Origin of the sequence: Pseudomonas sp. Eqa60 (assembly GCF_018326405.1) — a bacterium.
In the GTDB taxonomy this organism is placed as follows: domain Bacteria; phylum Pseudomonadota; class Gammaproteobacteria; order Pseudomonadales; family Pseudomonadaceae; genus Aquipseudomonas; species Aquipseudomonas protegens.
Map to the genome: position 1 here is coordinate 4,948,057 of NZ_AP024342.1, position 21,228 is coordinate 4,969,284.

A 21,228-nucleotide genomic window follows, 5' to 3' on the forward strand; every position below is an offset into this window, starting at 1 on the left:
CGGGTACCCTGGCCATGACCCCGGCCCTGCTGCCGATGGGCGTCGCTGCCCTGCTGTTGCTGTCGATGGCGGCCGGGCTGGGCCTGGCCTGCCTGTACCGGCAACTGCGCCAACACCGGCAACAGGTCCAGGCGCTGCAACAGACGGTGGCAACCCTGGGCACCAGCCTGCAGCAGGCCGAGCGGGCCAACCGCCTGAAAGGCCAGTTCCTCGGCCACCTTGGCCATGAGATCCGCACACCACTGAACGCCTTCATCGGCCTCCTGGAACTGGTGCTGCAACGCACCGAGGACGGCTCAGCCAACCGTGGTTCCCTGGAGCTGGCCCTGGGTGCCGCCAGTGACCTGCGGGAGCTGCTCGGCGACCTGCTGGACATCAGCCGGATCGAGTCCGGGCAACTTCAACTGAACCCGGCCTGGACCTGCCTGAGCCACAGCACCGAGGCAGTGCTGGGGGTGTTCCAGGCCCTGGCCCGGCAGAAGAACCTGGACCTGAGCCTGGAGTTCCAGGCCCCGTCCCCCGAACCCCAGGTACTGGTAGATGGCCTGCGTTTCAAGCAGATCCTGACCAACCTGTTGAGCAATGCCCTCAAGTTCACCCGACAGGGCAAGGTGCAGGTCAAGCTGCAATTGCTGCCGGCGGCGCGCCCCGGGCACTTCGACCTGCTGCTGCGGGTGCTGGACACCGGCATCGGCATTCCCCCACAGGAGCGCCAGCGCCTGTTGCAGCCCTTCGCCCAGGTGGAACCGACCAGCCAGTCGCCACGGGACAGCAGTGGCCTCGGCCTGCCCATCAGCCATCAGCTGTGCCTGCAGATGGGGGGCAGCCTGAGCCTGCACGGCCGCACGGGCCCCGGATGCGAAGTGCAGGTCAGGCTGACCTTGCCCGGCCGCACGGCCGTCGCCCCCAGGCCCGTCGCCGCCACGCCGGCTGCTGCCCAACTGCCGCTGGATGTGCTGCTGGCAGACGATCACCCTGCCAGCCTGACCTTGCTGCAAGGGCAACTGGAGCACCTCGGGCACCGGGTCACCTGCGCCGGGAACGGGTTGCAGGCCTATCAGCTATGGCACGAGGGCGACTTCGACCTGCTGATCGTCGACTGCAACATGCCCTTGATGAATGGCTACCAACTGGCCGAGGCCATACGCCGCAGCGAAGGCTCCGGGCCGGCGGTCAACCTGATCGGCTGCAGCGCCAGCAACGACCCGCAGACGCATCAGCGTGGCCTGGATGCCGGCATGCACGATTGCCTGTGCAAGCCCTTGGGGCTGGAGTTGCTGGGCTCGCGTCTGGCGACGCTGCGCCCCCTGCCAAGGCCTGACAGTTTCAGCATCGAGGCCTTGTTCACCCTGACCCACGGCAAGCCGCAGCTTGTGCGGAGCATGCTGGAAAAACTGTCGCAGTGTTGCCGTGAGGATCGCCACCTGCTGGGGAGGATCCTGCCCGACGATTTCACCGCCCTGCTGGAGCTGGCCCACAAGATCAGGGGCTCGGCGCTAATGGTCCGGGCCACCCCCTTGCAGAACTGCTGTGAAAACCTGGAACGGGCTTGCCTGGAACGGGCCGGGGCTACCGTCATCAGCACCGCTGTGCGCGCCCTGGACCTGGCCCTGATACGCCTTGCCCAATCCTTGCACCGACACCTCGAAGGCCAGGCTCAATCGCAACCTGCGCCGCCCCTCAAAGCAACCCAGCCTGCCTCTTGCCAGGAAAATAGCAAAAGGCCAGTATTGCCTCGCCGTCAGCCACACCCATGAAACCCGTAGCAACGGTTTCCTCGACCCCCTCGGTCCCCCGGTAAAGCCAAGGCAGGCGATGCCAGCCTTAACTATGCTTGGGTCCTGAGCCATGCCTCGTGTGCCTTTGGAGTGAATTGGAATGCTGAGCCCCCCTGCCTTAGCACAACGCCGCTTTCCTCTGCATATCCATATCAGTGCAATGTTCACCTTGCTGTTGCTCCTGACGGGTGTGGTGCTGGGCCTCTACAACTACCAGCAGACCACGCGGCTGATCCTCGACAGCAGTGAAAAGCTTTTCCAGCGCATCGAGCTGGATGTACGCAGCGACGTCAAGGCCACCTACGATCCCATGCGCCATCTGCTCAGCCTGCTGGCGGGCGCGCCGGCGGCCCAGGCGGCGAACCTGGAAGACCGGCTGACCCTGCTGCGGCCTTTCAGCCAGGCCCTGCTGGACAACCCGGACCTGGCTTCGCTGTACCTGGGCTACGCCAATGGCGATTTCTTCATGGTGCGGCCACTGCGCAATCCGCAGATCCGCGAAAGGCGCCAGGCCCCGCAGAACAGCGCCTACGAGGTGTGGAGCATCGAACGCGACTCCCGCACCGGCCAAGTCCATTCCCAATCGCTGTTCTATGACCCCGCGCTGGTATTGATCGACCGCCTGGAGCACCCCGACGAGCGCTACGACCCACGTAACCGCGACTGGTTCTCCAGCGCCCGGGGCGACGCCGACCAGATCACTACCCGCCCCTATGTGTTCTTTTCCACCCAGAACGTCGGCACCACCCTGGCCCGGCACAGCGGCAAGATGGCCGTGATCGCCGCCGACCTGACCCTGGAACAGCTGTCCTCGACCCTGGCCAAGCACCGCGTCACACCCTCCACCGAGGTTGCCCTGCTGGATGACCAGGGCAACGTCGTGGCCTACCCGGACAGCCAGAAGCTGCTGCCGGAACAACGCAGTGCGCGGCTGGTCAAGGCGAACGACCTGAGCCCGGCGCTCGCTGCCCTGATGCGTGGCCAGACCGAAGGCGGCCATCTGCAGGCCCAGGGGCGCAGCTGGATTGTCGCCAGCGGCCATATCGCCGAGGGTGGCCCCGGCGGCTTGCAGCTGGCGCTGCTGGTGCCCGAGGACGAACTTCTGGCCGACGCCTATCGCCTGCGCTGGCAAGGCGCGCTGATTACCCTCACCACCCTGCTGCTGTGCCTGCCCCTTGGTTGGCTGATCTCCCGGGTCCTGGTACGGCCGCTACACGCCCTGGTGCAGGAGGCCGACGCGATCCGCAGTTTCGATTTCGACTATCCGGTTTCCCGGCGTTCACCGGTGTTGGAGGTTGATCAACTGAGCATCTCGATGGCGCGGATGAAAGACACCCTGGCGAGCTTTTTCGAGATCAACGCCAGCCTGTCCGCCGAAACCCGTTTCGACCCGCTGCTGCAACGGGTGCTGTTCGAGACCGTGAAGATCGCCCAGGCCCAGGCCGGCCTGATCTACCTCTGTGAAAGCAAGGGCACGCGCCTGGAGCCCCATGGGCTGATCATCGATGGCCAGCCCCAGGACATGACGCAGTTCCCCATCGGCTCCCGGGAACTGGCGGACAGCCGGACTCCCGAGTGGCTGAGCCAACTGACCCACAACGACAGCGTGGTCACCACCCTGGGATTCGATCAGGCCGCGGACCTGCAGAGCGTGTTGCTGGCCCTCGACAGCCCCAGTGCGCACCTGGTGGGCATCCGCCTGCGCAACCGGCACAACGAAACCATAGGCATGCTCCTGCTGTTCCTGGTGGACAGCGGCGCCGAGGCCGACCTGGACAAACTCAGCCCGGACCGCATCGCCTTTATCCAGGCCGTGTCCGCCACCGCCGCCCTGTGCATCGAGAGCCAGCGCCTGCAGAACAAGCAGAAACAGTTGCTGGATGCCTTTATCCAGTTGCTGGCCGGGGCCATCGATGCCAAGAGCCCCTACACCGGCGGCCACTGCCAGCGGGTACCGGCCTTGACCCTGATGCTGGCCGAGGCGGCCGCCGCCAGCCAGGACCCGCGATTCGCTGCCTACCAGCCCGGCGAGGACGAGTGGGAAGCCTTGCACATCGCCGCCTGGCTGCACGACTGCGGCAAGGTCACCACCCCGGAATACGTGGTGGACAAAGCCACCAAGCTGGAAACCCTGAACAACCGCATCCACGAAATCCGCACCCGCTTCGAGGTGCTCAAGCGCGACGCCTGGATCGACTACTGGCGCGCTCTGGCCCTGGGCGGCGACGAACAGCCTCTTGCCGCCGAGCGCGAGGCCCGGCTGCTGGCCCTGGACGATGACTTCGCCTTTGTCGCCCGCTGCAACATGGGCACCGAATTCATGGCCGAGGCCGATCAGCAACGCCTGCAGCGCATCGCCCAACGCACCTGGAGCCGGACCCTGGACGATCGCCTGGGGGTTTCCTGGGAGGAGAACCAGCGCCAGGAACGCACCCCGGCGCCGAGCCTGCCGGTGCTGGAACCGCTACTGGCGGACAAGCCCGAACACCTGCTGGAGCGCAGCGCCACGGAAGTCATGGCGGCGGACAACCCCTGGGGCTTCAAACTGCAGGTGCCCAGCCACAAGTACAACCGTGGTGAGCTGTACAACCTGAGCATTGCCCGGGGCACGCTGACGGCCGAAGAACGCTATGTGATCAACCACCACATCGTGCAGACCATCATCATGCTCGAGCACCTGCCCTTCCCCAGCCACTTGCAGAACGTGGCGGAGATCGCCGGCGGCCACCACGAGAAGATGGACGGCACCGGCTACCCCAAGCAGCTCAAGCGCGAACAGATGAGCCTGCCCGCGCGGATGATGGCCATCGCCGACATCTTCGAGGCCCTGACGGCGGCAGACCGCCCCTACAAAAGGGGCAAGACCCTGAGCGAGGCGCTGAACATCATGGCCATGATGTGCCGCGATGCCCATATCGATCCCGAGCTGTTCGAGCTGTTCATCCAGCAGCGGATCTACCAGCGCTACGCGGAGCGTTTCCTGACGCCGCAACAGGTCGACCCGGTGGACCAGGATTCACTGCTCAAGAAGGCGGGCTTGAGCACCTGAGGGCTTCAGCAGTCGCTCAGGCGCAGAAAGATCGCCGCCAGTTGCTCGATTCCCGCCTGGTCGGCAACACCGAAGCGCGCCAGCTTCGGGCTGTCCAGGTCGAGCACGCCGATCAACCGGCCGTCCTTGACCAGCGGCACCACCAGCTCGCTGTTGGAGGCGCTGTCACAGGCAATGTGCCCGGCAAAGGCGTGCACATCTTCCACCCGCTGGGTCTGCAGAGTCGCCGCCGCGGTACCGCAGACGCCGCGGCCAAACGGAATCCGCACGCAGGCGATCTGCCCCTGGAACGGCCCGAGCACCAGCTCCTGGTTGCGGTTGAGGTAGAACCCCGCCCAGTTCAGGTCCTCCAGCTGGCTATAGAGGAAGGCTGAGAACTGCGCGGCGTTGGCGATGAAATCACGCTCATCGGCCAGCAGCGACTCCAACTGCGCGCACAGCAGCCCGTAACCGTCCAGGCCTTGGCCGGCGCTTTGCAAATCGATCATGCTTTTTGCTCCAACAACTGCAGGCCCACCCAATAGCGGGCAAATTGATAGGCACAACGGCCATTGCGGTTGCCCCGGCCGGTGGCCCAGCGTACCGCGAGGATGTCAAGTTCTTCGTCACGCTGCCAGTCGAGGCCGGCCTTGCGCGCCAGTTCGCCGATCCAGTGCTCCACCACGTTGAGGAAGTGCTCCTGGGTGAAGGGATAGAACGACAGCCACAGGCCGAAACGGTCCGACAGGGCGATCTTGTCTTCCACGGCTTCACTGGGATGCAGCTCGCCGTCGACGCGCTTCCAGTTCTCGTTGTCGCTTTCCTTTTCCGGCACCAGGTGCCGGCGGTTCGAGGTGGCGTACAGCAGCACGTTCTCCGGGGCCTGCTCCAGGGAGCCGTCGAGCACGCTCTTGAGCACCCGGTAATCGCCCTCGCCGGCCTCGAACGAGAGGTCGTCGCAGAACAGCACGAAACGCTGGGGCAGCTTGACCAGCTGTTCCACCACCCGCGGCAGGTCCGCCAGGTGGTCACGCTCGATCTCGATCAGCCGCAGGCCGCCCTTGGCGTGCTCGGCCAGCAGGGCCCGTACCAGGGAAGACTTGCCAGTGCCACGCGAACCCCAGAGCAGGGCATGGTTGGCTGGCAGGCCGTCAAGGAACTGCTGGGTGTTGCGCGCCAGTTGCTCACGCTGCTTGTCGACCCCGATCAGGTCGCTCAGGCGCATGTCCAGGCTGACTTCCAGCGGCAGCAGGAAACCGCTGCGCCCTTCACGCTGCCAGCGGGCCGCCAGGCACTGATTCCAGTCGATGGGCTGGCGCAGGGTGGGCAACAAGGGTTCAATCCGCGCCAGAACCGCATCGGCACGTTCAAGAAATGCATTCAATCGAGCATCCACGACTTTTCCTCAGGCACGTTCAAGGTAATGATGCGGCACACAGAGCAAACGCAATCCCGATCAAGGGGTCTATCGCTTTATCAGCTGCTGCCCGGCCAGCCCGGCAACCAAAAATGATCAGCTATGCTTGCGCAGCGAAGGGAAACGAAAGTGGTTCAACCCCCCATGGATATCAAGTTCACCAACCGCCTGTCCTATAAACAGGCCCGGCTCACCGTGCTGGTGGGTTTCATTCTGGGGACCGCGCTCAGTCTGCTGCAAATCGGCATCGATTATGCCAGCGAAGACGCCTCCATCAATCGTGAAATCCAATCGCTGCTGGAAATCAGCCACAATCCGGCCTCGCGCATCGCCTACAACATCGACGCCGAGCTGGCCCAGGAATTGACCCTGGGCCTGCTGCGCTCCCCGGCGATCATTCGCGCGCAATTGATCGACAACAACAATACCCTGCTGGCCAACGTCGAACGGCCACCGCAACAGAGCCGCTATCGGGCCATCAGCGACTTCCTGTTCGGCGCCGATCGCCAGTTCGAGGATCGCCTGTATCTGAGCCACCTGCCGGAGGAGTCCCTCGGCACCCTGCACCTGGATGTGGATACCTACGCCTTCGGCAGCCGTTTCCTGCGGCGTGCCGAAGTCACCCTGATCAACGGGTTCGCCCGCAGCCTGATCCTCACCGGGATTCTCCTGGCGCTGTTCTACGTGATGCTGACCAAGCCCTTGGTGCGGGTGATCCGCGAGCTCAGCAGCCGCGACCCGCGCAGCCCGAAACAGGCCAAGCTGGACTTTCCCCATGGCCACGAGAACGACGAAGTCGGGGTGCTGGTCAAGGTGGCCAACCAGCAGTTCGACATCATGGCCACCGAGATCCAGCAGCGGCGCAACGCCGAGAACCGCCTGACCGAATACCTCGGGCAGCTGGAGAACATCGTCTCGGCCCGCACCACCGAGCTCAAGGCCAGCAATGCCCGGCTCAGCCAGTCCAACGAGGAACTGGAGATCGCCCGGCGCACTGCCCTGGACATGGCCCAGGCGCGGGCGGCGTTTCTGGCCAACATGAGTCACGAGATTCGCACCCCGCTCAATGGCCTGCTGGGGATGATCGCGCTGTCCCTGGACAGCCCGCTGAACCCCGAGCAGCGCCAGCAGCTGTCGATTGCCCACGACTCCGGCAAGGTGCTGGTGGAATTGCTCAACGATATTCTCGACATGTCCAAGTTCGACGCCGGGCAACTGGAGCTGGAGCGCATTCCCTTCGATCTCGGGGTACTGGTGGAGGACACCGCCAACCTGCTGTCGCAAAACGCCGCGGCCAGCGTGGAGCTGGCCTGCCTGATCGCCCCGGACTTCCCCGCCCTGGTACTGGGGGACCCGACCCGAGTGCGGCAGATCGTCAGCAACCTGCTGTCCAACGCCCTCAAGTTCACCCGTTTCGGCCGCGTCGATGTGCGCCTGAGCACCCTGGGCGACGGGGTGCGCATCGAGATCTGCGACACCGGCATCGGCATCGCCCAGGAAGCCCAGGTGCGCATCTTCCAGCCCTATACCCAGGCCGGCGCCGGCATCACTCGCCAATACGGCGGCACCGGCCTGGGCCTGGCCCTGACCTACAACCTCTGCGAAGCCATGGACGGCCGCCTGAGCATCAGTTCGGAAGTCGGCTTCGGCAGCCAGTTCTGCGCCGACCTGCCGCTGCCCTGCCACACTCCGGCCGCCCCGCCGCCGGCGCTGGCCGGGAAGATCATCGCCATCACCGAGGCCGGCAGCGGCCTCGCCGAGCTGCTGGCCAGCCTGCTGCCCAGTTGGGGCCTGAGCTATCAGCGCTGTGATATCGAGGATTCCCTGGCCGGCCTCGACCCCGACCTGCTGATCACCGACTGCCCGGAATGCCTGTTCGGCCTGCGCCCGGCGATCCGCGCGCCAATCCTGCTGGTGACCGCCTATGGCAGCTTCCTGCCCAGCGAAGAGGCCAACGCCCTGGCGCCACTGCAACAGCAGGCCCGGCCCCTGGCGCGCAATGCGTTGTATCAGACCCTGCGACGCTCGTTGCTGGGGGAAACCATCACCCTCAACGACGCCCAGCTGGAAATGCCGGTGCAACGGCGCCGGGCGGACATTCTGCTGGTGGAGGACAACCCGGTGAACCAACTGGTGGCCAAGGGCATGCTGAGCAAGCTCGGCTGCGCGGTGACCGTGGCCGCCCATGGCGCCGAAGCCCTCAACCAGTTGGAGCTGCATCGTTTCGATCTGGTGCTGATGGACTGCAACATGCCGGTCATGGATGGCTACGAAGCCAGCCGGCAGATCCGGCGCAGCGGGCGCTGGCCGGATCTGCCGATCATCGCCCTGACTGCCAACGCCATGCCCGAGGAGCGTGAACGCTGCCGCGCCGCCGGCATGAGCGACTACCTGGCCAAACCGTTCCGTCGCGAAGAATTGATCGCCCTGCTCGACCTCTGGGTGCCGACTACGACAAAGCTTTGATCTGCTGCAGCAGTTGATCCAGGCCGGCGCGCAACTGATCGAGGTTATCCAGATCGATCCCGCTGTCGCACAGCAGCGCCGCCTTCAGCGGCGGCACCTGCTCACGCAGCGCCAGGCCGCGCTCGCTCAAGCTCAAGTGCACCTCGCGCTCGTCGCGCCCGGACCGCTGGCGTTGCACCAGTTGCAACTGCTCCAGACGCTTGAGCAACGGGGTCAGGGTCCCGGAATCCAGGGCCAGGCGCTCGCCCAGGGCCTTGACCGTCGGCAGGGACGGAGGCGTTGCCTGCCATTCCCACAGCACCAGCATCACCAGGTACTGCGGGTAGGTCAGGCCCAGGCGGTCGAGCATCGGCTTGTAGCCACGGACCACCGCCCGCGAGGCGGCGTACAGCTTGAAGCACAGCTGGGAATCGAGTTTCAGTGAATCCATGGACAGGTCGTTCATTTGAGCAGGGCTTCGATCTCGCGGCTCAGGTCCTGGGGTTTGGTTGCCGGAGCGAAACGCTTGACCAGCTTGCCGTCCTGGCCGATCAGGAACTTGGTGAAGTTCCACTTGATGCCTTGGGAGCCGAGCACGCCGGGTGCGCGCTTTTTCAACTGAGCGAACAGTGGATGGGCCCCGGCGCCATTGACCTCGATCTTCTTGAACAGCGGGAAACTCACACCGTAGTTGAGCTCGCAGAACTCGGAGATCGCCCCTTCGTTGCCTGGTTCCTGCTTGCCGAACTGGTTGCAGGGAAAGCCCAATACCACCAGCCCCTGGTCCTTGTAGGTCTGCCACAGCTCTTCGAGCCCCTTGTATTGCGGGGTGAAGCCGCACTTGCTGGCAGTGTTGACCACCAGCACGGCCTTGCCGGCGAAGTCCGCCAGGGTCTTTTGTTCACCCTTGATGGTGGTGCAGGGAATGGTCAGCAGTGAGTCGGTCATGACGGCAACTCCATGTGTGGAAGTAAGAGGCAGCAAAATAGCGCTCAATTAAATTGCATGCAATTTAATTGAAAAAAGGCGATTCCGAAGAATCGCCAACCGGTCAGCGCGGCACCAGGTCCAGGCACACCGAGTTGATGCAGTAACGTAGGCCGGTGGGCGGCGGGCCGTCCGGGAACACGTGGCCCAGGTGCGCGTCGCACTTGGCGCAGACCACTTCGGTACGGATCATGCCGTGGCTCATGTCACGGATCTCCACCATGGCGCTGTCGGCAATGGGCTCGTAGAAACTCGGCCAGCCACACCCGGAATCGAACTTGGCCTTGGAATCGAACAGCGGCTCATTGCAGCAGATGCAGTGATAAACCCCATCGGTCTTGGTGCCGTTGTACTTGCCCGAGAAGGGCCGTTCGGTGCCCTTGAGCCGGCAGACGTTGTACTGCTCCGGGTCGAGCATCGACCGCCATTCTTCCAGGGTTTTTTCCAGCTTTTCCATGGTCCTTCCTCTGCAACGGAAAAAGCCCGATCTGTGTCTTTTCCACGGATCGGGCGGCACGTATGATTGCGCCTCGTCAGACGCCAGTCTGGCAGCCGCGTTACACCCATTCAAACGGATTTTGCCGCAGCCGGTGCGGGTTACAGGCCGGTGTGACACGGCAGGATTCCCAGTACGGTAGTTCATCCTCCGCCTGGATCGTTCATTTTCGGGAACACATCGCCATGCAGGTCAGCAAATCGAACAAGCTCGCCAACGTCTGTTATGACATACGCGGCCCAGTGCTCAAGCACGCCAAACGTCTGGAAGAGGAAGGCCACCGCATCCTCAAGCTGAATATCGGCAACCCGGCGCCCTTTGGTTTCGAAGCGCCGGACGAAATCCTCCAGGACGTGATCCGCAACCTGCCCACTGCCCAGGGCTACAGCGACTCCAAGGGCCTGTTCAGTGCCCGCAAGGCGGTGATGCAGTACTACCAGCAGAAGCAGGTGGAAGGCATCGGTATCGAAGACATCTACCTGGGCAACGGTGTTTCCGAGCTGATCGTGATGGCCATGCAGGCCCTGCTCAACAACGGCGACGAAGTGCTGGTGCCGGCCCCCGACTACCCGCTGTGGACCGCCGCGGTGAGCCTGGCCGGCGGCAACCCGGTGCACTACCTGTGCGACGAGCAGGCCAACTGGTGGCCGGACCTGGCCGACATCAAGGCCAAGATCACCCCGAACACCAAGGCCCTGGTGATCATCAACCCGAACAACCCCACCGGCGCCGTCTACCCCAGGGAAGTGCTGCTGGGCATGCTGGAGCTGGCCCGCCAGCACAACCTGGTGGTGTTCTCGGACGAGATCTACGACAAGATCCTCTACGATGACGCCGTGCACATCTGCACCGCCTCGCTGGCCCCGGACCTGCTGTGCCTGACCTTCAACGGCCTGTCCAAGTCCTATCGGGTAGCCGGTTTCCGTTCCGGTTGGGTGGCCATTTCCGGTCCCAAGCAGCACGCCCAGAGCTACATCGAAGGCATCGACATGCTGGCCAACATGCGCCTGTGCGCCAACGTGCCCAGCCAGCACGCCATCCAGACCGCACTGGGCGGCTACCAGAGCATCAACGACCTGGTGCTGCCCCCGGGCCGCCTGCTGGAACAGCGCAACCGTACCTGGGAACTGCTCAACGACATTCCCGGAGTCAGTTGCGTCAAGCCCATGGGCGCGCTGTATGCCTTCCCGCGGATCGACCCGAAGATCTGCCCGATCCACAACGACGAGAAGTTCGTCCTCGACCTGCTGCTCTCGGAAAAGCTCCTGGTGGTGCAAGGCACGGCCTTCAACTGGCCATGGCCGGATCACTTCCGCGTCGTGACCCTGCCGCGGGTGGATGACCTGGAGCAGGCCATTGGTCGGATCGGCAGCTTCCTCAAGTCCTACCGCCAGTAACGGAAAAATCGCAGTGCGATCCTTCTCTGGTCGCACTGCGATTAATTCAGCAACACATCTTCACTGCCCTGCTCCACTCCCCTTCTATAAGCTTGCACTTTCCGTCCTGCCCACTGTCACACCTCTGCACCGCAGCCGGGTGGCGGCCGCCCTGGCGTTGGCTCATGGCATTGAACTACAAGCGTCTAGACCCGGCCTGTGCGACACAGTTTGAAATAGAAGCCGTATTGAATAGGCGGTTGCCGCACCTTATATACCCCGCAGTACGCTACATCTTTAGCTTGAGGAGATTTCTACAACCATGATGCGAATCCTGCTGTTTTTGGCCACTAACCTTGCGGTCGTGCTGATTGCCAGCATCACCCTGAGCCTTTTCGGCTTCAACGGGTTCATGGCGGCCAATGGGGTTGATCTGAACCTCAATCAGCTGCTGATTTTCTGTGCGGTCTTCGGTTTTGCCGGTTCGCTGTTCTCGCTGTTCATCTCCAAGTGGATGGCGAAGATGAGCACCAGCACGCAGATCATCACCCAACCGCGCACCCGCCATGAGCAATGGTTGCTGCAGACCGTCGAGCAACTGTCCCGCGAAGCGGGCATCAAGATGCCCGAAGTGGGTATTTTCCCAGCCTATGAGGCCAACGCCTTTGCCACCGGCTGGAACAAGAATGATGCGCTGGTAGCCGTCAGCCAGGGCCTTCTGGAACGTTTTTCGCCCGATGAAGTGAAAGCCGTGCTGGCCCACGAGATCGGCCACGTCGCCAACGGTGACATGGTGACCCTGGCACTGATCCAGGGTGTGGTGAACACTTTCGTGATGTTCTTCGCACGGATCATCGGCAACTTCGTCGACAAGGTGATCTTCAAGAACGAAGAAGGCCAGGGCATCGCCTACTACGTGGCGACCATCTTCGCCGAACTGGTTCTGGGTATCCTGGCCAGCGCCATCGTTATGTGGTTCTCGCGCAAACGCGAATACCGCGCCGACGAAGCCGGCGCCCGTCTGGCCGGCACCAACGCGATGATCGGCGCGCTGCAGCGCCTGCGTTCGGAACAGGGCCTGCCGGTGCACATGCCCGACACCCTGAATGCCTTCGGCATCAACGGTGGCATCAAGCAGGGCCTGGCTCGCATGTTCATGAGCCACCCTCCGCTGGAAGAGCGTATCGAGGCCCTGCGTCGTCGCGGCTGATCCAGTGCAAGGCAATACCCAAAAGGGCGACGCAAGTCGCCCTTTTGCTTGGCCGCCAAAAACCTATCTCGCGGCACCCTGCTTGCTCAGGCGATAGACCCTCTCCACCAGCCGGGTCACGCCACCCTGGAGAAACTTCCAGCTCTCGCCAAGAATGTCGCGCTCCGTTTCTACCTGCAGTTGCCAGACGCCCCCCAGACGTTGCCGGACCTCATCGTCGAGCACCGCAAATGGCGGGCCGTCCAACTGCTCCTGGGCGTAATCCATGGTGATCAGCAGCCCCTTGCTGCCATTCGGCAACAGGCCATTGAGGTGAGCGGCATAGCGCTGTCGCATGGGCGAGGGCAAGGCAATCATGGCTGCACGGTCATACAGGGCCGTGCAATCAGCGGTGTCCTCGGCGGTCAGGGCAAAGAAATCACCGCACCAGAGCTCAATGGGCCCGTGGGCGTAGACCTTGAACACCCCGTGCTGGCTGATTTGCGGCTGCAACTGGTGCTCACGAAAGAAATCCTCCACCGCCTTTTCCGCCAGTTCGATGCCCAGCACCTCGAACCCTTGGTCAGCAAGCCAGATCAGGTCCAGGCTCTTGCCGCACAAGGGCACCAGCACGCGGCTTTGCGCCGCCAGGCCCAAGGCCGGCCAGTACTGCTGCAGGTAAGGGTTGACCTCGGCCAGGTGAAAGCCGATCTGATCGCGCTCCCAGCGCTTTTGCCAAAAGTCCGCTTGCATGAGAAGTCCTTAAAATTCGATAAAAAAGCGCTAAAACTTATATTAGATTTAGATCATTGATCTGATTGAAGATGGCGCATCTTAACCTTCAGGAGCCTCTTCATGCTTCCCAGCCTGTTCATCTCCCACGGCTCTCCCATGCTGGCGCTGGAACCCGGCGCCAGCGGCCCGGCCCTGGCTCGCCTGGCAGCCGAGCTGCCACGGCCCAGGGCGATCCTGGTGGTCTCGGCCCACTGGGAAAGCTCCGATCTGCGGGTCAGTTGCAACCCGCACCCGGAAACCTGGCACGACTTTGGCGGCTTCCCCGCCGCGCTGTTTGCCGTGCAATACCCGGCCCCGGGCGATCCGGAACTGGCAGCCCAGGTAGTGGAGCTGCTCCAGGCCGAAGGCCTGCCCGCCCAACTGGACAGCCAGCGCCCCTTCGACCACGGCACCTGGGTACCGCTGTCGCTGATGTACCCGCAGGCGGACATCCCGGTGGTCCAGCTGTCGCTGCCCAGCCGCCTGGGCCCGGCCCTGCAGACCCGTATCGGCCATGCCCTCGCGGGCCTGCGGGAACAGGGCGTGCTGCTGATCGGCTCCGGCAGCATCACCCACAACCTGCGGGACCTGGACTGGCACGCTGGCCCGGAAAGCGTCGAACCCTGGGCCAAGGCCTTTCGCGACTGGATGATCGACAAGCTGGCGGCCGATGACCAGGCGGCCCTGCATGACTACCGCCAGCAGGCACCGAATGCCGTGCGCAGCCACCCCAGTGATGAACACCTGCTGCCGCTGTATTTCGCCCGGGGCGCCGGTGGCGAATTCAGCGTGGCCCACCAGGGCTTCACCCTGGGCGCCCTGGGCATGGACATCTACCGATTTGGCTGATGGCCGCCAGCTCCAAGGCAAATGACAGGCAAAAAAAATCCCCGAACCAGTCGGGGATTTTTTATGCCTGATCAATCAGCCCAGGGGCCGATCAATCTTCGCGATAGCGACGCAGCTTCAGCTGCTTGCCGGCAACGCGAGTGTCCTTGAGCTTGGTCAGCAGACGGTCCAGACCGTCCTCCGGCAGCTCGACCAGGCTGAAGCTGTCACGCACCTGGATGCGGCCGATAGCTTCACGGGCCAGGCCGCCTTCATTGAGGATCGCGCCCAGAAGGTTCTTGGCAGCGATGCCGTCACGGGCACCCAGCGCGGTGCGGCAGCGTGCACGACCTTCGCCCAGAGGCATTGGCGCGCGACGCTCACGGTCACCACGATCAGGACGGTCACCGGAACGCTCAGGACGATCGCCACGTGGAGCGCTGTTGGGCACCAGTGGACGCTCTTTCTCGATCGCGGCCAGGTTCAGCGCTTGACCGTTGGTAGCCTTGCGCAGCAGGGCTGCGGCCAGGGCACGCGGGCTGCAACCGATGTCGGCGGTCAGGCGATCGAGCAGATCACCGTGGGTCGCTTCAGCATCAGCCACCAGCGGCGACAGGCTGTTGGTCAGCTTCTTGATGCGGGCATCGAGAACGGCTTGGGCGTCCGGCAGGCGAACTTCGGCAACCTTCTGACCGGTTACACGCTCGATCACTTGCAGCATGCGGCGCTCACGTGGAGTCACCAGCAGCAGCGCGCGGCCTTCGCGACCGGCACGGCCGGTACGGCCGATACGGTGCACGTAGGATTCCGGGTCGTAAGGCATGTCCACGTTGAATACGTGGGTGATGCGCGGTACGTCCAGACCACGGGCGGCTACGTCGGTCGCCACAACGATGTCCAGGCGGCCATCCTTGAGGGAGTCGATCACGCGCTCACGCTGGTTCTGGGCGATGTCGCCGTTCAGCGCAGCAGCTTTGTAGCCTTTGGCTTCCAGGGCACTGGCCAGGTCCAGGGTCGCTTGCTTGGTGCGCACGAACATGATCAGGGCGTCGAAATCTTCAACTTCCAGCAGGCTCAGAACGGCAGAGGTCTTCTGGTCGGCGTGAACCAGCAGGTGAGCCTGCTCGATCGCGGTGACGGTCTGGGTCTTGCTCTGGATCTTGACGTGTTTCGGGTCCTTCAGGTGACGCTCGGCGATGGCCCGGATCGACTGCGGCAGGGTGGCCGAGAACAGTACGGTCTGGCGGGTCTCCGGCATGGCCTTGAAGATCACTTCCAGGTCATCCATGAAGCCCAGCTTGAGCATCTCGTCGGCTTCGTCGAGAACCAGGTGGTTCACGGTGGCCAGGACTTTTTCGTCGCGACGCAGGTGGTCGCACAGACGGCCCGGAGTGGCGACAACGATCTGTGCGCCATTACGGATTGCTTTCAGTTGTGGGCCCATCGGCGCACCGCCGTAGACGGCCACAACAGTCACGCCCGGCATTTGCTTGGCGTAGGTTTCGAAAGCGGTTGCTACTTGCAGCGCCAACTCACGGGTTGGGGCCAGGATCAGAGCTTGCGGCTCGCGCTTGGACGGATCAATGCGGTGCAGGATAGGCAGGGCAAAGGCAGCGGTCTTACCGGTACCGGTTTGCGCCTGACCAATCATATCGTGACCGGCAAGGATGATCGGGATCGACTGCTGCTGAATAGCCGAAGGCTCTTCATAGCCGGTAGCGACTACTGCAGCGACAATATTGGGATGAAGTTCAAGAGCGGCGAAGCCGCCGATTTCCTGGGTCATGGGTCTGCCTCTAAGTGCATCCGCAAAGACCCATGCTCCAAAGCTGCGCATGCCGTGTAAGACTCAAGAGTCACCCTGGCAGCTTTGTCGGCGGGGATTTGCGAAAACGATTGGATGAATGGATCGTCAAGGATAGTCCGCGCAGCGGACAAGCAGCCGAAGCTGACTTCGGGGAATTGCATTACCTAAACGTGGCCCGGCTAAAGGCCGGCGCGCACTATACCGGAATTACTCAAAAAAGGGAGTTTTTTTTATCGGAAAAATCCGCTGAACACCCGATTGTCATGGGCTTTGCGCAGACTTCGGCGGCGCGCTATTTTGCTCAGGCCCGGCGCTGTTGGTCATCGCGCTTAAACGGTTCACCTTTGTGCACGAAACCGCCCGCGCCAACCTCCCCTCTTTCTTCCCAGGACAGCGCTCATGAATCAGCCCAGTGCCAGCCGTGTCAGCCGTGAACTACGTGGTCACCTGTTCCTTATCGGCCTGGACCGGGTGGCCAAGCGCAATGCCTTCGACCTCGAGCTGCTCAACCAGTTGAGCCTGGCCTACGGCGAGTTCGAAGCCAGCAGCGAGGCGCGAGTGGCGGTGGTGTTCGGCCACGGCGAGCACTTCACCGCAGGCCTGGACCTGGCCAATGTCGGCGCCGCCCTGGCCCAGGGCTGGCAAGCACCAGCCGGTGGCTGCGACCCCTGGGGCGTGTTCAGCGGCCCACAGGTGAACAAGCCGGTGATCGTCGCCGTACAAGGCTACTGCCTGACCATCGGCATCGAGCTGATGCTGGCCTCCGACATCAATCTCTGCGCCAGCAATACCCGCTTCGCGCAAATGGAGGTGCAACGCGGAATCTTCCCTTTCGGCGGCGCGACCCTGCGCCTGCATCAACTGGCCGGCTGGGGCAATGCCATGCGCTGGTTGCTGACCGGGGACGAATTCGATGCCCATGAAGCCCTGCGCCTGGGCCTGGTGCAGGAGGTCATGGCCAGCGAAGACCTGCTGCCCCGGGCCATCGAACTGGCCGAACGGATTGCCCGCCAGGCACCGCTGGGGGTGCAGGCGACCCTGATGTCGGCACGCCAGGCCAGGCTCGAAGGGGAAACGGCGGCCGCCCAGGGGCTAGCGCCGCTGGTGCACAAACTGATGAACAGTGAGGACGCCAAAGAGGGCGTGCGGGCGATGATCGAAAAACGGCCCGGGGTGTTCAAGGGCTGCTGAACAGGGGCCGGCAGATCGGCTTCGCCGGCCAGCCGGCGCCAGCAAGGGCTTATGTGGCCGGGCGGATCGCCTTGATCAAGGGTTGCAGGGAGTAGCCCAAGCGTGGGGCCAGGGCTTGGGCGCGGGCATTCAGGCCTGGCAGGTCCAGCTCCTGGTCGAGGTCGGACGGCACGATCAGAATCACGTTGCCCTCCTTCACCGGCAACTCCCAGTAATGGCGGTGATAGAGCCCGCGCAACAGGGCGGCGCCCAAGGGCTTGCCATCATCGGTGGCCCACTGGTTGATCACCAGCCAGCCGCCGGGGTTGAGGCGCTTCTGGCAGTTCTCCAGAAACCCCAGGCCAGATGCCCGACGCCGGGGCCGACGTCGGTGTACAGGTCGACGAAGATCAGGTCGGCGGATTCAGCACTGTCCAGCAGCTCCAGGGCATCGCCGACTCTTATATATAGACGCGGATCGTCGTCCAGCCCCAGGTACTCGATAGCCAGGCGCGGCACGTCCGGTCGCAGTTCGATGGCTTCCACATCTTCTAGGGGCAGGAACTTCAGGCAAGCCTGGGTCAGGGTGCCGGCGCCCAGCCCGAGAAACAACGCGCTCTCCGGCGCCTCATGGCACAGGGCACCGATCAGCATGGCCCGGGTGTAGTCGTACTCCAGCCAACTGGGGTCCGCCGTGAACACACAGCTTTGCTCGATGGCATCGCCAAATTCTAGAAAACGATAGTCCGCCACTTCCAGGACCCGGATCATGCCGAATTCGTCATGCACTTCGGCGAGCAGGCGCTCGACGCGCTCCTCAGTCATTTCATCTCCTAGCCGCGCGGGCACAGAACCTTGCCGGCGCGATAAACCAACCGCTCGGCAGCGAGCGGGAAAGGCGCGATTGTCGGCCAAGCGAGAGGAGCAGGTCACGCACTAATTTGCTGCTAACATGCCCCTCCCACCGTTAAAGCACTCGAGTCCGCGATGAGCCAACCCTGGAGCCCCGACAGCTGGCGCGCCCTGCCGATCCAGCAACAACCCCACTACCCCGATGCCGCGCACCTGCTGCAGGTCGAGCAAAGCCTGGCCAGTTATCCACCGCTGGTGTTTGCCGGTGAAGCCCGGGAGTTGCGTCGCCAGTTTGCCGAAGTCACCCAGGGCCGGGCATTCCTGTTGCAGGGTGGCGATTGTGCCGAGAGCTTCGCCGAATTCTCCGCGGCGAAGATTCGCGACACCTTCAAGGTGCTGCTGCAGATGGCCATCGTCATGACCTTTGCCGCCGGCTGCCCGGTGGTCAAGGTCGGGCGCATGGCCGGCCAGTTCGCCAAGCCGCGCTCGGCCAACGACGAAACCATCAATGGCGTGACCTTGCCGGCCTATCGCGGCGACATCGTCAACGGCATCGGTTTCGATGAAAAAAGCCGGGTGCCGGACCCCGACCGCCTGCTGCAGTCCTACCACCAGGCCACCGCCACCCTCAACCTGCTGCGAGCCTTCGCCCAGGGCGGTTTCGCCGACCTGCACCAGGTGCACAAGTGGAACCTGGACTTCATCGCCAACTCGGCCCTGGCCGAGAAGTACAGCCAACTGGCAGACCGCATCGACGAAACCCTGGCCTTCATGCGTGCCTGCGGCCTGGACAGCGCGCCGCAACTGCGCGAAACCAGCTTCTTCACCGCCCACGAAGCGTTGCTGCTCAACTATGAAGAAGCCTTCGTGCGCCGCGACAGCCTGACCAACGACTACTACGACTGCTCGGCGCACATGCTGTGGATCGGCGATCGCACCCGGCAACTGGACGGCGCCCACGTGGAGTTCCTGCGCGGGGTGAACAACCCGATCGGGGTCAAGGTCGGCCCGAGCATGAACACCGACGAACTGATCCGCCTGATCGATATCCTCAACCCGGAAAACGATCCCGGCCGCCTCAACCTGATCGTGCGCATGGGCGCCAACAAGGTCGGCGATCACCTGCCACAGCTGATTCGCGCGGTGGAAAGCGAAGGCAAGCAGGTGCTGTGGAGCTCGGACCCGATGCACGGCAACACCATCAAGGCCAGCAGCGGCTACAAGACCCGGGATTTCGCGCAGATCCTCACCGAGGTCAAGCAGTTCTTCCAGGTCCACCAGGCCGAAGGCAGCTATGCCGGTGGCATCCATATCGAGATGACCGGGCAGAACGTCACCGAATGCATCGGCGGTGCCCGGCCGATTACCGAGGATGGTTTGTCGGACCGTTACCACACCCATTGCGACCCGCGGATGAATGCCGACCAGTCTCTGGAACTGGCCTTCCTGATTGCCGAGACCTTGAAGCAGGTCAAGCGCTAAGAGCGCTTTCGCCGGCTAGCCCGCTCCTGCAAGGGCTGTGTAGGAGCGGGCTGGCCCGCGAAGCTCTTCACCCCAGCACCTCACGCAGGCGTCGCGCGCCATCACGCTGGCAATTGAGCTGAATCTGTTCCAACCCCAGCCAGTCGGCCATCTTTCGCAATTGCAGGGCCAATGCCCGGACACCCTCGTCGTCCAGACCGAATGGCTCCTCATGCACCGCGTGCACCGCCAGACGCCCCTGGGCCCGCTCCGCCCGCAGGTCGACCCGGGCGGCAATCCGCTCGTTGTGCAGGAACGGCAGCACGTAATAGCCATAGACCCGCTTGTGCTCAGGCGTGTAGATCTCCAGGCGGTAGCGGAAATCGAACAGCCGCTCGGTACGGCTACGCTCCCAGATCAGGGAATCGAAAGGTGACAACAGCGCGCTGGCTTCGACCTTGCGCGGCACCCGCGCCTCGGGCAGGCAATAGGCACTTTGCTTCCAGCCCTGGACCTCACAGCCCAGCAGTTCGCCGGACTCGCACAACTCGGCAAGCCGCGCGCGACTATCGCCGGGATCGAGGCGAAAGTAGTCCCGCAGGTCCTTTTCCGTGGCTACCCCCAGTGCCCCGGCCGCCTGCAGCAGCAACCGGCGCTGGGCCTGGGCTTCCTCCAACGGCATCTGCTGGAGGATCGCCGCCGGGATCACTCGTTCCGGCAAGTCATACAGACGCTCGAAACCGCGGCGGCCGGACACTGTCACCTCACCGGCAGCGAACAGCCATTCCAGGGCATGCTTTTCTTCGCTCCAGTCCCACCAGGGGCCGGCCCGCTCTTCGCGGGTGGAGAGGCTGCCGGCCCCCAGCGCGCCCTGCTGCTCCACGGCCGCCAGCACCCGGCGCAGAGTGGCCTGGCGTTCCTGGCCGAAACGCGCCAGTTGCGAGTAGATACCCTGCCCCTGGCGTGCGCGCTGCATGCGCCAGCGCATCAAGGGGTACATGGACATCGGCAGCAGCGAGGCCTCATGCCCCCAGTACTCGAACAAGGTGCGCTGGCGCCCCTGGCTCCAGGCGGCCTGATCGAGCAGCTGCTGTGGATAACTGCCAAGACGGGAAAACAGCGGCAAGTAATGGGCGCGCACCAGGGCGTTGACCGAATCGATCTGCAACAGGCCCAGGCGCTCGATCTGCTGATTGAGTCGGGAGGCCTTGATCGATGCCGGCGGCTGGCGCCCGCCGAAGCCTTGGGCAGCCAGCGCCAGCCGGCGGGCCTGCTTGAGCGAGAAAGAAGGTAGTGCGGGCATGAGCGTCTCCTGGTCTGCCCGCACGCTAGCGCACCCTGGACCGGCTTGTGTAGTGGCCACCGGGTTATTTGTGCATCGGGTCGTCCCAGAACGGGCGGACCGCTTCATGCTCCACATCCGCCCGGCTCAACCCCAGGTCATGCAGGGCCGAATCGCTCAGGCCGGCAAGCATCCGGCGCTCCTGCGCCAACTCGTGCCAGCGGACCACCTGGTGCCATAGTGCACGTAACGACAACGCCTGAATTGGCAGTTTGTGAACCAGCAGATAACCCTTTTGCGCTTTCATGATCCTGTCCTCCAGTGGGGATGAGCACAGT

At 63.6% G+C, this 21,228-nt stretch carries 16 protein-coding genes and 2 pseudogenes; 8 read left to right on the plus strand and 10 right to left on the minus strand.

Annotated elements, in window-relative coordinates; genetic code table 11:
* The first annotated feature begins 14 nt into the window (after window positions 1-14).
* Both KI242_RS22120 and KI242_RS22125 read left to right on the plus strand, forming a co-directional pair.
* Window positions 15-1,757 (plus strand): response regulator, encoded by a 1,743-nt coding sequence (locus KI242_RS22120; protein WP_053159722.1) that lies wholly within the window; start codon window positions 15-17, stop codon window positions 1,755-1,757.
* A 121-nt stretch (window positions 1,758-1,878) separates the two neighbouring features.
* On the plus strand, window positions 1,879-4,827 hold the full coding sequence (locus KI242_RS22125) for an HD domain-containing phosphohydrolase (RefSeq protein ID WP_053159694.1): 2,949 nt from the start codon (window positions 1,879-1,881) through the stop codon (window positions 4,825-4,827).
* Window positions 4,828-4,832: 5 nt separating this feature from the next.
* Here KI242_RS22125 and KI242_RS22130 read toward each other — a convergent pair whose 3' ends face one another.
* Window positions 4,833-5,315, minus strand: a complete 483-nt coding sequence (locus KI242_RS22130; protein ID WP_011062515.1) for a GAF domain-containing protein — start codon at window positions 5,313-5,315, stop codon at window positions 4,833-4,835.
* On the minus strand, window positions 5,312-6,202 hold the full coding sequence (locus KI242_RS22135; RefSeq protein WP_019092871.1) for an ATP-binding protein: 891 nt from the start codon (window positions 6,200-6,202) through the stop codon (window positions 5,312-5,314). Before KI242_RS22135 ends, KI242_RS22130 begins: the two co-directional genes overlap by 4 nt.
* 165 nt (window positions 6,203-6,367) lie before the next feature.
* Between KI242_RS22135 and KI242_RS22140 the strand changes: the two genes are divergently transcribed.
* Window positions 6,368-8,689: a response regulator gene (locus KI242_RS22140; protein ID WP_011062517.1), complete on the plus strand. Its 2,322-nt coding sequence runs from the start codon at window positions 6,368-6,370 to the stop codon at window positions 8,687-8,689.
* Here KI242_RS22140 and KI242_RS22145 read toward each other — a convergent pair.
* The 3 genes from KI242_RS22145 to msrB all read right to left on the minus strand — a co-directional run bounded on the left by KI242_RS22145 (window position 8,673) and on the right by msrB (window position 10,112).
* The gene (locus tag KI242_RS22145) at window positions 8,673-9,134 is read right to left on the minus strand and encodes a MarR family transcriptional regulator (protein WP_053153076.1); all 462 of its coding nucleotides are present in this window, start codon (window positions 9,132-9,134) and stop codon (window positions 8,673-8,675) included. The genes KI242_RS22140 and KI242_RS22145 overlap by 17 nt on opposite strands.
* Window positions 9,131-9,616, minus strand: coding sequence for a glutathione peroxidase (locus KI242_RS22150; RefSeq protein WP_015636530.1), 486 nt, complete (start codon window positions 9,614-9,616; stop codon window positions 9,131-9,133). The genes KI242_RS22145 and KI242_RS22150 overlap by 4 nt, the downstream gene beginning before the upstream one ends.
* 103 nt (window positions 9,617-9,719) lie before the next feature.
* Complete coding sequence (gene msrB / locus KI242_RS22155; protein ID WP_011062520.1) at window positions 9,720-10,112, minus strand: peptide-methionine (R)-S-oxide reductase MsrB; 393 nt, start codon at window positions 10,110-10,112, stop codon at window positions 9,720-9,722.
* Between the two features lie 224 nt (window positions 10,113-10,336).
* On the opposite strand from msrB, the gene KI242_RS22160 reads away from it, so the two are divergent.
* Complete coding sequence (locus KI242_RS22160; RefSeq protein ID WP_011062521.1) at window positions 10,337-11,548, plus strand: pyridoxal phosphate-dependent aminotransferase; 1,212 nt, start codon at window positions 10,337-10,339, stop codon at window positions 11,546-11,548.
* 301 nt (window positions 11,549-11,849) lie between these two features.
* Window positions 11,850-12,737, plus strand: a complete 888-nt coding sequence (gene htpX / locus KI242_RS22165) for a protease HtpX (RefSeq protein ID WP_015636531.1) — start codon at window positions 11,850-11,852, stop codon at window positions 12,735-12,737.
* A 63-nt stretch (window positions 12,738-12,800) separates the two neighbouring features.
* On the opposite strand, the gene KI242_RS22170 is transcribed toward htpX, so the two are convergent.
* Window positions 12,801-13,469 (minus strand): thiopurine S-methyltransferase, encoded by a 669-nt coding sequence (locus KI242_RS22170; protein WP_011062523.1) that lies wholly within the window; start codon window positions 13,467-13,469, stop codon window positions 12,801-12,803.
* Window positions 13,470-13,571: 102 nt separating this feature from the next.
* Between KI242_RS22170 and KI242_RS22175 the strand changes: the two genes are divergently transcribed.
* Window positions 13,572-14,339: a class III extradiol ring-cleavage dioxygenase gene (locus KI242_RS22175; RefSeq protein WP_053159698.1), complete on the plus strand. Its 768-nt coding sequence runs from the start codon at window positions 13,572-13,574 to the stop codon at window positions 14,337-14,339.
* A gap of 91 nt (window positions 14,340-14,430) precedes the next feature.
* Here the strand turns inward: KI242_RS22175 and KI242_RS22180 are convergent.
* A pseudogene (locus KI242_RS22180) lies at window positions 14,431-16,138 on the minus strand (DEAD/DEAH box helicase).
* A gap of 386 nt (window positions 16,139-16,524) precedes the next feature.
* Here KI242_RS22180 and KI242_RS22185 point away from each other — a divergent pair.
* On the plus strand, window positions 16,525-17,316 hold the full coding sequence (locus tag KI242_RS22185; protein ID WP_019092873.1) for a crotonase/enoyl-CoA hydratase family protein: 792 nt from the start codon (window positions 16,525-16,527) through the stop codon (window positions 17,314-17,316).
* A gap of 49 nt (window positions 17,317-17,365) precedes the next feature.
* On the opposite strand, the pseudogene KI242_RS22190 reads toward KI242_RS22185, so the two are convergent.
* A pseudogene (locus tag KI242_RS22190) lies at window positions 17,366-18,120 on the minus strand (spermidine synthase).
* Window positions 18,121-18,282: 162 nt separating this feature from the next.
* On the opposite strand from KI242_RS22190, the gene KI242_RS22195 reads away from it, so the two are divergent.
* Window positions 18,283-19,629 (plus strand): 3-deoxy-7-phosphoheptulonate synthase class II, encoded by a 1,347-nt coding sequence (locus tag KI242_RS22195; protein ID WP_011062528.1) that lies wholly within the window; start codon window positions 18,283-18,285, stop codon window positions 19,627-19,629.
* Window positions 19,630-19,696: 67 nt separating this feature from the next.
* Here the strand turns inward: KI242_RS22195 and KI242_RS22200 are convergent, their stop codons facing one another.
* Both KI242_RS22200 and KI242_RS22205 read right to left on the minus strand, forming a co-directional pair.
* A complete protein-coding gene (locus tag KI242_RS22200; RefSeq protein WP_015636534.1) occupies window positions 19,697-20,911 on the minus strand; it encodes a winged helix-turn-helix domain-containing protein in 1,215 nt (404 codons plus the stop codon).
* A 64-nt stretch (window positions 20,912-20,975) separates the two neighbouring features.
* A complete protein-coding gene (locus KI242_RS22205) occupies window positions 20,976-21,197 on the minus strand; it encodes a DUF1127 domain-containing protein (RefSeq protein WP_015636535.1) in 222 nt (73 codons plus the stop codon).
* Window positions 21,198-21,228 lie beyond the last annotated feature (31 nt).

Bases quoted from the DNA above. Each gene is read 5' to 3' on its own strand.
- KI242_RS22120 (WP_053159722.1), top strand. From the start codon at position 15: ATGACCCCGGCCCTGCTGCCGATGGGCGTCGCTGCCCTGCTGTTGCTG.
- KI242_RS22125 (WP_053159694.1), top strand. From the start codon at position 1,879: ATGCTGAGCCCCCCTGCCTTAGCACAACGCCGCTTTCCTCTGCATATC.
- KI242_RS22130 (WP_011062515.1), bottom strand. From the start codon at position 5,315: ATGATCGATTTGCAAAGCGCCGGCCAAGGCCTGGACGGTTACGGGCTG.
- KI242_RS22140 (WP_011062517.1), top strand. From the start codon at position 6,368: ATGGATATCAAGTTCACCAACCGCCTGTCCTATAAACAGGCCCGGCTC.
- KI242_RS22145 (WP_053153076.1), bottom strand. From the start codon at position 9,134: ATGAACGACCTGTCCATGGATTCACTGAAACTCGATTCCCAGCTGTGC.
- KI242_RS22150 (WP_015636530.1), bottom strand. From the start codon at position 9,616: ATGACCGACTCACTGCTGACCATTCCCTGCACCACCATCAAGGGTGAA.
- msrB (WP_011062520.1), bottom strand. From the start codon at position 10,112: ATGGAAAAGCTGGAAAAAACCCTGGAAGAATGGCGGTCGATGCTCGAC.
- KI242_RS22160 (WP_011062521.1), top strand. From the start codon at position 10,337: ATGCAGGTCAGCAAATCGAACAAGCTCGCCAACGTCTGTTATGACATA.
- htpX (WP_015636531.1), top strand. From the start codon at position 11,850: ATGATGCGAATCCTGCTGTTTTTGGCCACTAACCTTGCGGTCGTGCTG.
- KI242_RS22170 (WP_011062523.1), bottom strand. From the start codon at position 13,469: ATGCAAGCGGACTTTTGGCAAAAGCGCTGGGAGCGCGATCAGATCGGC.
- KI242_RS22175 (WP_053159698.1), top strand. From the start codon at position 13,572: ATGCTTCCCAGCCTGTTCATCTCCCACGGCTCTCCCATGCTGGCGCTG.
- KI242_RS22185 (WP_019092873.1), top strand. From the start codon at position 16,525: ATGAATCAGCCCAGTGCCAGCCGTGTCAGCCGTGAACTACGTGGTCAC.
- KI242_RS22195 (WP_011062528.1), top strand. From the start codon at position 18,283: ATGAGCCAACCCTGGAGCCCCGACAGCTGGCGCGCCCTGCCGATCCAG.
- KI242_RS22200 (WP_015636534.1), bottom strand. From the start codon at position 20,911: ATGCCCGCACTACCTTCTTTCTCGCTCAAGCAGGCCCGCCGGCTGGCG.
- KI242_RS22205 (WP_015636535.1), bottom strand. From the start codon at position 21,197: ATGAAAGCGCAAAAGGGTTATCTGCTGGTTCACAAACTGCCAATTCAG.